Here is a 13,035-nt window from a genome sequence, read left to right on the forward strand (position 1 = left end):
ACTCCTGTGCGGAGGGACGGCATTTGCAGCCCGTCTACTTAGTGAAAAGCGGCAGCCGGACTGAATAGTCCTTAGGTCACAGCGGGGCTGTGGGCGTGGTTATGAGAAATTTATGCGGCCGGCCCGCGCCGTTTACGCGGGCGGTTCCGTTCCCCGCGGCACGGCCTGCCGGCAAGACCGTTTGATTTCGGAATCTGCTGGATTTGTCCGGCGGAAACCGGGGGTGGTGGCGGTCTGGGGCTTGCGTCGACAGGCGGGTGGGCGATTATAACCGACGAATAAAAACACCGACCGGAAGCAGCCTTTCACCATGTCAGACAACCTCTATTCACTGATCCGCGCCCGCATCACCGATCCGGCCAAGACCTTCATCGAGACCGGAGATGGTCGCCGTTTCAGCTATGGCGACACCTTCGAACTGGCGGGCCGTTTCGCCAATACGCTGGTGGCGCTGGGCGTGCAGCCGGGCGATCGCGTCGCCGTGCAGGTCGACAAATCGGCCGAGGCGCTGATCCTTTACCTGGGCGTGGTGGCGGCCGGGGCGGTCTATCTGCCGCTCAACATCGGTTATACCCTGACCGAACTGGAATATTTCATCGGCGATGCAGAGCCGCGCGTGGTGGTCTGCCGCCCGTCGGTCGCTGCCGAACTGGCGCCGCTGGCCGCCCGCTTGGGTGTGGCCCATTGCGAGACGCTGGGGGTGAAAGGCGATGGCAGTCTGATGGACAAGGCCAAAGCGGCGCCGGCCGCCTTCACGCCGGTACCGCGCGGGCCGAACGACCTGGCCGCCATCCTCTATACCTCGGGCACCACTGGCCGCTCGAAAGGCGCGATGCTGAGCCACCGCAACCTGTATTCCAACGCGGCCACACTGGTCGATTACTGGCGCTTCACGGCCAGCGACGTGCTGCTGCATGCCCTGCCGATCTTTCATACGCACGGCCTGTTCGTCGCCAGCAATGTGATCCTGCTGGCCGGCGCGTCGATGATCTTCCTGCCGAAACTCGACCCCGACGAAATGATCCGGCACCTGCCGCGTGCCACCAGCATGATGGGCGTGCCCACCTTCTATGTCCGTTTGCTGCAGCATCCCGCGTTGACGAAGGACCTGGTCAAGCATGTGCGCCTGTTCGTCTCGGGTTCGGCCCCGCTGCTGGCCGATACGCACAAGGAATGGGAGGCCCGCACCGGCCACCGCATCCTGGAGCGCTACGGCATGACCGAAACCAACATGAACACCTCGAACCCCTATGACGGCGACCGCGTGGCCGGCACGGTGGGCTTTCCGCTGCCCGGCGTGGAGCTGCGCATCGCCGACCCGGAAACCGGCAAGCCTTTGGCCCAGGGCGAGATCGGCATGATCGAGGTGAAGGGCCCGAACGTGTTCCAGGGCTACTGGCGCATGCCGGAGAAGACGGCGGCCGAATTCCGCCCGGACGGCTTCTTCATCACCGGCGACCTCGGCAAGATCGATTCGCTTGGCTACGTGCATATCGTTGGCCGCGGCAAGGATCTGGTGATTTCGGGTGGGTATAATGTCTATCCGAAGGAAGTCGAGACCGAGATCGACGGACTGCCGGGCGTGATCGAATCCGCCGTGATCGGCGTCAACCATCCCGATTTCGGCGAAGGCGTCACGGCCGTCGTGGTGGCCGGCAAGGACTGCACGCTGGATGAAGCAGCGGTGCTGAAGGCGCTAGACGGCCGGCTGGCCAAGTTCAAGCTGCCCAAACGCGTGTTCTTCGTCGACGACCTGCCGCGCAATACGATGGGCAAGGTGCAAAAGAACCTGCTGCGCGAGCAGTATAAGGACATCTATACCCGCTAAACTTCCGCCCGAGGTCCGCGCGGGAAAAGGGATTGTCATAACAGGTTATTCGCCGCCAAGATGATCTGGCGCGGAGAATCGGCTGCTGCCGCCTTTGCGCGACGATGCGAGATAGCCTGATGCGCCAACCCGCTTTCTTCAACACCATATCCCTGCGGACGCAGGTTGCCATAGCCACCGGCACGCTCTGCGCCATGCTGGTTCTGTGCGCGTCACTGGGTGCTGCCTGGGTCGGCCGCCAGCAGGCCACCGATTTGATCGGGGCGGAACTGGCCGAGCGTTCGGTCGAACTAGCCGATGCGCTGGATCGTGGCATGTTCGAGCGGTATCGCGAAATCGGCATCCTTGCCGACCTTGAGCCGTTGCGCGGCAGCTGGGAGGGCGATACCGGCCAGTTGCGCAGAACCTTAGAGCGGCTGCAGCACAGCTATGCTGAATATGCGTGGATCGGTTTCGCTGATACCAGCGGCCGGGTGCATGCCGCGACGCGCGGCATGCTGGAGGGGCAGTCGGTGGTGCAGCGGCCGTGGTTTATCGAGGGTATGCGTAAGCCATTCATCGGTGACGTCCACGAGGCGGTGCTGCTGGGCAACCTGCTGGAGCCGCGGAAGGATCGCGAGCCTTTCCGCTTCGTCGACGTTTCTCATCCGGTATACGACGGAGCCGGACGCCTGCTGGGGGTCGTCGGCGCCCATCTGAGCTGGGACTGGGCCGCCGATGTGCGGCGCTCGGTGCTCAAGGCCGATGACAAAACTCAGATCAGCATCCTTGACGGCAACGGCCATGTGCTGCTCGGCAAGAATTTCGGCGAGCGGATGCTGACCGTGACGATGGCGCGGGCCCTTACGGAGAAGGGGCAGGGTTATAGTGCGGAGTTCAGCGGTCAGGGCGGGCGCTGGTTGACCGGCTTTGCCGTCAGCAAGGGGCATCGCGAATATCCGGGGCTGGGCTGGATCGTCATCGCGCAACAGCCTGCCGAGATCGCCTTCCGGCCGGTGCAGGGGCTGGTGGCGTCGATCCTGACTGTTGGTTTGCTGCTCGGGCTGCTGGGAACGTTGCTGGCCTGGTGGCTGGCCGGATTCCTGACTGGCCCGATCAGCGCCATCACGGCGGAAGCGGAGCGTATTGGTCGTGATGCCCAGGTGCAGACCCTGCCGCGCGTCGGCGGCGCACGCGAAGTGCTGCAACTGTCGCAAGCGCTGCGTTCGCTGCTGCGTCGCGTTGGGTTGGCCGAACAGCGGCTGGAAGCGGCCGAGCGCGATATGGAAAGCCACGCCGCCCGGAGCCGTAAGACATCCGAGGATATCGAGCGCTTGCGTCGGTTGGCCAACACCGATCCGCTTACCGGCCTGCTCAACCGCCGTGCCTTTCTGGAAGCGGCAGAGCGCGAACTTGCCGTCGCCCGGCGCTATGGTCGCAAGCTGGCCCTGGTGGTTGCTGATATCGACCATTTCAAGACGGTGAATGACCGATACGGCCATGCGGCCGGTGATATCGCCATTCGCGAGGTTGCGAACATGCTGGTGCAGGGTGCGCGCGATACGGATCTGGTCGCTCGCTTTGGCGGCGAGGAATTCGTGGTCCTGCTGATGGAAAGCGATATCGCCGCCGGCACCGCCTACGCGGAACGCGTGCGGAGCATGATCATGGCGGCGCGCATCCCGATCGACAGTACCCGGGATATCCGTCTGACCATCAGCCTCGGCTGCACGGTTCTGGATGCCGCCGATCGCGACGTGCAGGATGCCATCGACCGGGCCGACGGCGCATTGTACAAGGCTAAATCGGCCGGACGGAATCGCGTGCGCGTCTCGCTGGCCGGGCAATCCCCCGTCGTGGGCTGATCCGCTCAGGAGGCCGGCTTGCGCAGCAGCGCAACATCGGGCCCGGCAAATTCGAGGTCCAGGCCATGCCGCTCCGCGATGAAGCGGAAGGTTGCATCGGCGAAGAAGCAGACATGGGTGGGGTCGCGGATGTAATGCCATTGCGCGAAAGCGTCGTGGCCGCGCACGCGCTTGGTCATCACGCCGATCCAGCCACCGGGGCGCAGCAGGCCCAGCAGCCGCGCGATTTCGGTGCCGGGTGCGGCCAGATGCTCGAACACCTCGCTGCTGGTGATGAAGTCGTAGGTCTGTTCCAGCGCGGCCGTATCCGGTGCGAAAAGCGGATCATAGATACGCATGGCAAAGCCGGCTTCCGCGAACATGGCGGCCAGCGCGGGCGCCGGGCCGCAGCCGAAATCCAGGCCGCTGGCGCCCGGCGTCAGGCGCTGCGTCATCGGTTCGAACAATCGCGCCAGGAACCGGCGATAGCCGGGATCGTCCAGCACGTTCTCGTGCGTGTCGTAGAAGGCCCGGGCCGCCGCCACGTCCAGATGCTGGTATGGCGGTACGAAGACCAGATCGCAGCTTTCGCATTGCAGATAGTCGCGCCGCGCGTCGCGGTGATAGGGCCGCGCTGAGCCTGAGCAGAGCGGGCAGGAGGACTGGGCTGCGGTCATCGCCGCAGCATAGGCGGCAGATCGGGCAAAGGCGATGGCCGGCGGCGGCATGCGTCGCCGGCCAGGCTTGGTCAGACGTCGAAAAACACGGTCTCGTTGTCGCCCTGCAGGACGATGTCGAAATGATAGACAGTCTTGCCGTCCTTCTTTTCGCCGCGTTGGGCGATCAGGGTCTTTCGCCGTACTTTCAACTCAATCAGGTTGAGCACCGGATCGGCGGCATTGGCGGCGTCCTCGTCGGAGAAATACATCCGTGTGCTGAGGCCGATATTGATGCCGCGCGCCACGATCCAGAAGTTGATGTGCGGTGCCATCATCTTGCCGTGACGGCCAACCACCGGGCCGGGCTTGATCGTTTCGAACCGGTAGATGCCGGTATCGAAATCGGCGCCGGTGCGGCCCCAGCCGCGGAAATCGGCATCCAGCGGCTTGTTCTGCGTGTCGGCCGGATGGTTGTAACGGCCGGCGGCGTTGGCCTGCCAGATCTCCAGCAGCGCGTCGTTCAGCGACGAGCCGGTGCCATCCAGCACGCGGCCTTCGATCACGATGTGCTCGCCCTTGGTCTGCGGGCCGGCCAGCAGGTTGCTGAAATTATGCTGGAAGATATCGAAGCCGGCCTGGTGCGGCGCCAGGCCGATATGCACATAGGGGCCGGCGGTCTGCGAGGCGGTTTCCTGCAGGTAGGTGAGGGATTGCGGCATGGTCTCAATTCCCATCCAGCTTGTTTTCGAACATGGTGGAGCGGCGGCCGCGCAGCACGAAGTCGAAGCGATAGGCCAGGCTGTCGAGCGGGATCGCCGCGTTCAGGTCGAGCGGCGCGATCAGGCGCTCCAGCGCGCCTTTGTCGGGCACGGTCTGCAGGATCGGGCAGATCGGGATCAACGGATCGCCCTCGAAATACATCTGGGTGATCAGGCGCTGGGCAAAGCCCGAGCCGAACAGCGAGCAATGGATATGCGCCGGCCGCCATGAGTTGACGTAGTTGCGCCACGGATAGGGGCCGGGCTTGACGGTACGGAAGAAATAATTGCCGTTCTCGTCGGTCAGCGTGCGGCCGCAGCCACCGAAATTCGGATCGATCGGCGCCAGGTAGGTGTCCTTCTTGTGGCGGTAGCGGCCGCCGGCATTGGCCTGCCAGATCTCGACCAGCGTGTTGGGTACCGGCCGGCCGTTTTCGTCCAGCACGCGGCCATGCACCACGATGCGCTCGCCCACCGGGTCGCCGGTCTTGGCGTAGTTGCGGATCAGGTCGTTATCCAGCGGTCCGATCTCGTTGTGGCCGAAAACCGGTCCGGTCACTTCCGACAGCGAGTTCTGCAGCGACAGCAGGGCGTGCTTCGGTGAACGGGTGACGCTGGTCTTGTAGGTGGGAGTATAGGCGGGCGGATGCAGGCGCCGGTCACGCTGAAAGAATTCCCCTTTGATATCCATGGCTTGCTCCCTAGATGCACGCCGGTCAGCCGGGGCGGCCGCTCATGCGCGATTCAGGCAGTGTCGACTCTTCCATTCAAAGAATAAATTGATTAATTATAATAGAACACATGAGAAAATTCGATTATTTGGCGCTCGACGGCCACAGCCTGCAGCTTTTCCTCGCCGTGCTGGAGGAAGGATCAGTCACCGCTGCCGCCGCCCGGTTAGGCCTGACCCAATCGGCGGTCAGCCACAGTCTGCAAAAGCTGCGCGAGATTGCCCGCGATCCGCTTTTCGTCAAATCCGGACGCGGCATCATCGCCACCGGCCATGCCCAGGCGCTGGCCGAGCCGGCGCGCCGGCTGCTCGACCAGATGCAGGCCTTCGCGGCGGGGGCGGAATTCGAGCCGGCCAAAGCCGATCTCGACCTCACCATCGCCGCCAACGATTTCCAGCGCGACCTGCTGCTGCCCACGCTGCTGCGCCAGTTGCAGGCGGCAACACGTAGCGTGCGGCTGCGCGCCATTCCCTCGCAACTGCCCAGCGCCGAGATGCTGCGCGAGAACCGTTGTGACCTGCTGATCTCGCCGGTGCCGCCGACGGGCACCGACGTGCTGCAGAAGCGGCTGTTGAGCGACCACTACGTCTGCTATTTCGATGCGACCATGCGCGAGGCCCCGCGCAGCATGGAAGATTATTTGCAGGCGCAGCACATCACCGTGGTCTACAGCGACAACGAACGCCTGCAATTCGACAAACGGCTGGAAGCCGCGGGCCACCGGCGCGAGGTGGCCGTGTCCGTGCCGAATTTCTCCGGTGTGCCGGCTTTCCTGCGCGGCACGACAATGCTGGCCAGCATGCCCAGCCTGCTGCGCGACAGCCTGATGCGGGATTTCGCGCAGGTATCGATCCCGCTGCCCGATGTGGCGCAGCAGGGCATCGGCGACCTACCCATGTACATGGCCTGGCATCGCCGCGTGCAAGATGACCCGGCCCATGTGTGGCTGCGGGCGCAGGTGGAAATCGCCGCAATCACGGCGCTGCGCGACGATACAGCGCCGCTGCAATAAACGATCCGCAATAGTATTGCCTAATGTTGCGGCGGTCTGATCTGCCGCCGCGCGGTTGTTGCTTTGTAACGCGACATTGCGCGGTGCGGGCTATGATTGTCGTGCATCGCCCGTGTTCCTAGCGTGGCATCGACCGGCGAGAACCGGCTCCCGTTTCCACGATCCCAGAACAGGAGATTGCGATGTCCAATTCCGTGAATACCAATGTGGGCGCGCTGGTGGCCCTGTCGTCTCTGCGCGGCATCAACAGCGAGCTCGACAAGACCTCCAAGCGCGTGCAGACCGGCTACAAGGTGGCCGATGCATCCGATGACGCCGCCGTTTTCGCAGTGGCCCAGGGCATCCGGGGCAACATCAAGGCCTATGCCTCGGTGCAGTCCTCGCTGGCGGCCGGCGAAGGCCTCGGCCAGGTGACCGCCGCCGCGCTGACCGGCATCTCGAACCTGATCGGCGATATCAAGGCGAAATTCGCCAACCTGGCCGACGGCTCGCTGACTTCCGAACAGCGTGAAGTCTACACCAACGATGCCGAACAGTTGCTGAGTCAGATCAACAACTACATCAGCCAGGCCACCTATAACGGCAAGAACCTGCTGGATACCAACGACGGCACGCTGGTGACCTTCGTGGCCGACGTGTCGGGCACCACGCTTACCCTGTCGACCGGCAGCGGCCTGTCTTCGGCGGCGGCCACCGATTTCGCCTCGGTGATCGCGGCTTACACCAGTGCGGACGGGTATTCGGCCGCCATGGTGGGACTCAGCACGCTGGAATCCCTGGTCAACTCGATGTCGGCCGAAGTCGCGGCGCAGGCGCGCTCGATCACCCTGCAGAAAGGCTTCGTCGACGACCTGGTCGACGCCACCAAGACGGGCCTCGGCGCCCTGGTGGATGCCGACGTGGCCTCGGAAAGCGCGACGCTGCAATCCCTGCAGGTGCGCCAGCAGCTCAACATCCAGGCGCTTTCCATCGCCAACCAGCAGCCCAACATGCTGCTCAGCCTGTTCCAGTAAAACCGGCAGACTGCGCCCGAACGCGAAAGGGAGCCGCAAGGCTCCCTTTTTTCATGGGATGAACAAAGTCGGGAGGCGAATGGCGGAGAGGGTGGGCCCTTCCGCCATACTCGTGCGTAAGCCTACGTAAGCTGGCGTAAGTAAATTCCTTTTAAAACAGATAGTTAGGTAATCTTATCGCTTTACCCAATCTTTCCAACAAGGTACAAAGCAGCCACGGATTTGTGGGTAGGCTTGTGGGTACGCACAACAGATCGCTCGCGCGATTGAAGGCATTGGACGTTGCGAGACGTGCCGCACCGGGCATGTATCACGACGGCGGTGGCTTATATCTGCAGGTCACCAAGAATGGCGGTCGCTCTTGGGTATTTCGATACTCGGTAGTCGATGAGCGAGGGCGCCGCAGAGGCCGAGAAATGGGCCTGGGCCGAGTTGATTTGGTATCTCTGGCCGAAGCCCGTGAGTCTGCACGGCAACTTCGGAAAGACCGCCTGGCGGGTATAGATCCTATTGAGGCGAGGAAGCAGCGACGCAGAGACGAACAGCTTGCGAAGGCAAGGGCTATATCCTTCAAGGACTGCTCGGTGGCGTACGTCGCGGCGCATCAATCCGGTTGGCGAAATGCAAAGCATGCCGATCAGTGGCTTAACACCCTAAACGCTCACATTTGGCCGGTCTTCGGTGACATGTCGGTTGGCGCAGTTGACACTGCTGCTGTCATCAAAGCTCTTGAGCCGATTTGGTCGGAGATTCCGGAGACCGCTTCTCGTGTGCGTGGTCGTGTCGAAGCCATATTAGATTGGGCAAAGGCTAGAGAGTTCCGTACAGGAGAGAATCCTGCGCGTTGGCGTGGACACTTAGACAATTTGCTACCCGCGCCGACAAAGGTCCGGAAGGTCAAGCATCATCCAGCCTTGCCGTATCAGGAAGTTGCGAATTTCCTATCTCGGCTGCGGGAACAATCCGGACCAACCGCACTTGCGCTGGAATTTTTGATCTTAACGGCAGCCAGGACTGGTGAAACGATTGGTGCGGCATGGGAAGAAATATCATTTGTCGAAAAAATGTGGGTAATTCCTGCAGACCGCATTAAGAGCCACCGCGAACATCGCGTGCCCTTGTCGGAGCGCGCTCTGGAGATTCTTAATCTCCTTAAGGGAGAAGTCACTCTGGAAGAATTGCGGGGCTACATTTTTAAAGGGCAGCGCCAGTCAGAACACCTTTCAAGTATGGCCATGCTAAAGTTGCTGGCGAGAATGAACCGCAGTGACATCACTGTTCACGGTTTCAGATCGACGTTCCGTGATTGGGTGTCCGAATGCACCGACTATTCCCGAGAGGCTGCCGAGATGGCCTTGGCCCATACAGTTGGCGATAAGGTAGAGGCAGCCTATCGACGCGGAGATTTGCTACAAAAGCGTCGCGACATGATGAATGATTGGGCGCAATACTGTGCGGGTAATCGCTCTGCAATAGAGGCTAAGAATGCGGCGTAGTAAGTATGAGGATCTTGCGGGTGATTTTGTTAACCGCCTCTCTCCACGAGCGAAAGAATGGGCGGTAGAGGAATTCGCGAGTCTCGGTCGTCAGATCGAACCGGCAGATGTTGTGGGATTATTTCGAGAGGTCGGTAATCTGACGACAAAGGCACGTAAAATTCTCTCACACCTTGAGCACGATATCGTTGAGGGGCTGCAGATTGGCGAATGGGATGCCAAGGGCGTGCCGTTCGACGGCAAAACCCAGACTTTAATTCCACGGGGTAATTGGTTCCTTCAGGTCGAAATTGACTTCCGAAAAAACGCGGTATCGTTCGATAGTGGCCGCTTGAAATATTTTGAAGTCTCGATCTTGCCAGGCGAAAGAAAGTTGGATGGCATTGATCCGCGAACGGGATCAAAAGTACCTCGGCCAAGGGGGCGTCCAATCTCCAAAACTGGGCCGTATGTAGAGCGATACTTTGCCATTTGCAGAGACGGCGGGGAGCGAATTACGGTGAATTACGCTACTGCTGGAGAATTGCTTAAGTGGGGACGCGACATGAAACTCGTCACAAACGGCGAAATAGCTGGGGAGCCTACAAAGGAAGCCATTATTAAGGCGATTGAGGCGCGATTGGGTAAAGATTCACCAACTAAATAATAGTTCAATTATTCGCTGTTTTAGTTTGTACGTGCCCTTACTACGAAATGGGCATGTCATCCGACACATCTATCCACCTTGAGGCCGTCATCGCCGCCCTTCCCAAGGGACGGCTTGCCTATACTGTGGATGAGATTCTGGAAGTCGTTCCGCTCAGTCGCGCGTACATTTATCAAGCCCTTAATGATAACTCGCTGGCGGCCAGCAAAGCCGGAGGCAAGACAATTGTCCTCGCCTGGCGTCTGATTGCCTGGCTTAATAACCTTCCCGCTTACAGCACGGCACCCGGCAAAGAAGCCCGCAAGGGCCACGCAGTTCGTTTGCGCGCGCGTCGCACCGCTAAGTCTGCCACTTTCGATCCGAGCTGGCCGCGGAATGGCTGACGCTGCGGATTTGTGTTGCGATGATGCGTGCGGCCTCGCCTCCTGCCCGTCCTGCCTGGAAGCCTGGCGTAAGCCCTTCCTGAAGCAGCTCCGCGCGCTGCTCGCCACGAAGCTGGTGGTCACCTACGCCACCGTGATCATGACCGATCCGAAGGTGCGCCAGAAGAAGCTGGCGCGTGTGATCGAGTCTGCGGTGATGCAGCGTTTCCGTATGCTGTTACGGCGGCATGGCCTGAGCCATCTGGTGATCGTCGGCATCCTGGAGGCTGATTGGAGCGAGCGCACCCGTTGCTGGGAGCCTCACTTCCATATCTTCATCCTTGGCTCCCGTCCCGACTTTACGTCTCTGGCGAAGGCTCTGCACAAGAAGGATCGCTTCAAGGGTCAGCGTGGGCTGCAAGTTTTCCGCCCCGTAGATAGCGCCGAGCTTTTCGACGCCATCGACGTCGTTAACACCACGGGCTACAGCGCCAAGTTCCGGATGATGCGGAAGTGGCCGTACTACCTGTCGAACGGCAACATCAAGAACATCAAGTCCAACCTGCGCGGCAAGCAGGCCAAGGCGGCCCACAAGTGGCTGGGCAAGCCGCCCCGCGACTTCGTCTTCCTGCAGAACGTGCGCCTCGACGCGAACGGCTTCCGGTTGATCGCCAAGCCGACTGTCGAACTGCCGTTATCGGGCGAAACCTCCAAAACCCGCAAGAAAGCGTCAAAGCGGGTGAAAGGAGGTGCTGCCGACTGATTCTAGCCAAATAGGCTGCCTTTACTACAAACCTTCATGCCGCACCAATCAGTGTTCGGCATGGCTATCGAAAAATCATGGGCATCTTGGGCGCAGTGGGCATGCACTTCTGCGAACGGGAACCCTTTGCCATGAGGAGATAATCAATGGCGAAAGAGTTTAAAGTTACCTATCTGGGCACCGGCACCAACTCCGCAGGAGTGCGGTGCGCCGTTCTGAGCATTGCCACTAAGGATCGCAAACCGATCAAAGCAGTGCTGCCCCTGGTGCCGGTCAACGGCATCGAGCCGGAGACCATCCTAATGGACGCAGTCGCGGCCCTCGACGTTCCCTTGCTGACCCGAAAGAGCCGGTCCCAGCTTCTCGGATTATGTGAAGTCGCCATCAAGGCTGCAAAGGAGGTGCAGCCCGCCATCATCGCAGATGCGCCTGGCTGGCTGCCGAACGGTCAGTTTCTCGATCCCCGCGGCAAGTTGATCGGTGAGTCGGAGATCCCTGTTGGCATCTGCCTGCATGGCGTCGCCAGGCCCAATCGCTGGAAGCCAAAAGGAACCCTGAAAGCCTTCAAGGAGCAGGCGAGTATCTTTGGTGAAGGTAATTCTACCGTGATTTTCTGCACGGCCTCAGCGCTCGCAGGGCCTCTCCTTAAAGTCCTCGGCTTGGAGGGTGTGATTTTCTGCTTCCAGGGCCCCTCATCCACTGGAAAGACCAGCACCCTCGACTTCGCCTGCTCGGTTGTGGGGGGTGATCCTGATCATAAGCAGGGCTTCCGTAGCAGTTGGAATACGACGGATAATGCTGTCGAAGCACTTGCGTATGAGGGTTCGGATAGCCTTGCCGCGATGGACGACACCCTGTTGCTGAGTGGTCGTGGTTCCGAGAAGGGCCAAGCTCTTAGCAATGGCATTTTCAGTCTGACTTCGGGCGGTGAGAAACGTCGCCTGAATGCACGATCCTCCGCCGTTGCGCCGCGCATCATCGGCTGGAGCTGCTCCAACTATCCCCTCAAGGACATGCTCGTGAAAGCGGGCATTCCCTTCGGAGAAATGTTCAGCGTCCGCTATATCGAAATCCCGGTGTCCTGGCGCCATGGGATGTTCGAGACGACAGGGGACATGGCGCCGGCGGAGTTCAGCAGCGCTTTGTCGCAGGCGTCGCGGCAAAACTATGGCTGGGCCTTCCGGCGCTTTGTCCGCAAGCTATCGGAGTCCGCCAATCTGGACCCGGCCGGCCTGGAGGAATACCTTTCCAACGCCCGCCAGGTTGTTCTTCACGATATGAACCTTCGTGAGGATGAAAAGAGCGGCAATCGGGCCGCCAATTATTTCGCCTTGGTTTACCAGGCCGGTTGCCTTGCCTATCGCTTCCGAGCCCTTCCTTGGCATCCGAAGATAGTGCGAGCTGCAGTGTTGGATTGCTGGAAACGGCACCGTGAGCACCTGGTGCAGGCGGCAGCAAGCAGTCCTATGGCTCTGTTGCGTGATCACATTCGCAAGAATGTCCGCACTTTTGCTACAGCTGGTGAAGACGCAAATCTGCTCGAAGAGGAGGAGCGCCACACGCAACCGGGTTTTTTGAAGGCCGGGACCGGTGGCCAACCAATAGAGTTTATGTTTACCGAAGACGCGCTTCGCCGCATCCTTGGCAGTCAGGACCGCATTGATCTGCTCGTTTCCGAGCTTCGACAGGCGGGCTTCTTGATCACCAGCGGAGGGAACAGCCGCCCTAAGCGGCAAATTGCCGATGACTGGCGTCCCCGTGTACTTTGTGTCAGTCCTCGATTGCTGGGCTAAGCTGAAAGGGGGCTTCACCGCCCCCTTTTTCTTTACATGAACGATTTTCTCAATTTAATGCTGGCCGCAAATTTTGACCGAACCGGAAGCCGATCAGCAGCCAAGAAGTGGGTAGTAGAGGCAACGGGAAGGCAAAGAAATCGGCCACCTG

12 protein-coding genes are annotated in these 13,035 nt (G+C 60.6%); 9 read left to right on the forward strand and 3 right to left on the reverse strand.

Annotation, left to right across the window (positions count from 1 at the left end):
* Positions 1 to 310: 310 nt before the first annotated feature.
* Together ACE3OO_RS13600 and ACE3OO_RS13605 are read left to right on the forward strand one after the other, a co-directional pair.
* A complete protein-coding gene (locus ACE3OO_RS13600) occupies positions 311 to 1,828 on the forward strand; it encodes a malonyl-CoA synthase (protein ID WP_374303762.1) in 1,518 nt (505 codons plus the stop codon).
* A 119-nt stretch (positions 1,829 to 1,947) separates the two neighbouring features.
* Positions 1,948 to 3,672, forward strand: coding sequence for a diguanylate cyclase (locus ACE3OO_RS13605; protein ID WP_374303764.1), 1,725 nt, complete (start codon positions 1,948 to 1,950; stop codon positions 3,670 to 3,672).
* Positions 3,673 to 3,677: 5 nt separating this feature from the next.
* Here the strand turns inward: ACE3OO_RS13605 and ACE3OO_RS13610 are convergent, their stop codons facing one another.
* The 3 genes from ACE3OO_RS13610 to pcaH are packed head-to-tail and all read right to left on the reverse strand — an operon-like array spanning position 3,678 to position 5,759.
* Positions 3,678 to 4,379 (reverse strand): class I SAM-dependent methyltransferase, encoded by a 702-nt coding sequence (locus ACE3OO_RS13610; protein ID WP_374303766.1) that lies wholly within the window; start codon positions 4,377 to 4,379, stop codon positions 3,678 to 3,680.
* A gap of 20 nt (positions 4,380 to 4,399) precedes the next feature.
* A complete protein-coding gene (pcaG, locus tag ACE3OO_RS13615) occupies positions 4,400 to 5,029 on the reverse strand; it encodes a protocatechuate 3,4-dioxygenase subunit alpha (protein ID WP_374303768.1) in 630 nt (209 codons plus the stop codon).
* Positions 5,030 to 5,033: 4 nt separating this feature from the next.
* Positions 5,034 to 5,759, reverse strand: coding sequence for a protocatechuate 3,4-dioxygenase subunit beta (gene pcaH / locus ACE3OO_RS13620; protein WP_374303770.1), 726 nt, complete (start codon positions 5,757 to 5,759; stop codon positions 5,034 to 5,036).
* Between the two features lie 110 nt (positions 5,760 to 5,869).
* On the opposite strand from pcaH, the gene ACE3OO_RS13625 reads away from it, so the two are divergent.
* The 7 genes from ACE3OO_RS13625 (at position 5,870) to ACE3OO_RS13655 (ending at position 12,884) form a co-directional block, all read left to right on the forward strand.
* A complete protein-coding gene (locus tag ACE3OO_RS13625; protein ID WP_374303772.1) occupies positions 5,870 to 6,811 on the forward strand; it encodes a LysR family transcriptional regulator in 942 nt (313 codons plus the stop codon).
* A gap of 182 nt (positions 6,812 to 6,993) precedes the next feature.
* Positions 6,994 to 7,824 carry a flagellin gene (locus tag ACE3OO_RS13630; RefSeq protein ID WP_374303774.1) on the forward strand — a complete coding sequence of 277 codons (831 nt, stop codon included), beginning with the start codon at positions 6,994 to 6,996 and terminating at the stop codon, positions 7,822 to 7,824.
* 305 nt (positions 7,825 to 8,129) lie between these two features.
* Positions 8,130 to 9,320 carry a tyrosine-type recombinase/integrase gene (locus ACE3OO_RS13635; RefSeq protein WP_374303776.1) on the forward strand — a complete coding sequence of 397 codons (1,191 nt, stop codon included), beginning with the start codon at positions 8,130 to 8,132 and terminating at the stop codon, positions 9,318 to 9,320.
* Positions 9,310 to 9,966, forward strand: coding sequence for a hypothetical protein (locus ACE3OO_RS13640; protein WP_374303778.1), 657 nt, complete (start codon positions 9,310 to 9,312; stop codon positions 9,964 to 9,966). The genes ACE3OO_RS13635 and ACE3OO_RS13640 overlap by 11 nt, the downstream gene beginning before the upstream one ends.
* Positions 9,967 to 10,019: 53 nt before the next feature.
* Positions 10,020 to 10,349 (forward strand): hypothetical protein, encoded by a 330-nt coding sequence (locus tag ACE3OO_RS13645; protein ID WP_374303780.1) that lies wholly within the window; start codon positions 10,020 to 10,022, stop codon positions 10,347 to 10,349.
* Positions 10,342 to 11,091, forward strand: coding sequence for a hypothetical protein (locus ACE3OO_RS13650; protein ID WP_374303782.1), 750 nt, complete (start codon positions 10,342 to 10,344; stop codon positions 11,089 to 11,091). Before ACE3OO_RS13645 ends, ACE3OO_RS13650 begins: the two co-directional genes overlap by 8 nt.
* Before the next feature lie 146 nt (positions 11,092 to 11,237).
* On the forward strand, positions 11,238 to 12,884 hold the full coding sequence (locus ACE3OO_RS13655; protein ID WP_374303784.1) for a DUF927 domain-containing protein: 1,647 nt from the start codon (positions 11,238 to 11,240) through the stop codon (positions 12,882 to 12,884).
* Positions 12,885 to 13,035: the final 151 nt, after the last annotated feature.

This window comes from Ferrovibrio sp. (assembly GCF_041906005.1).
Classification (GTDB): domain Bacteria; phylum Pseudomonadota; class Alphaproteobacteria; order Ferrovibrionales; family Ferrovibrionaceae; genus Ferrovibrio.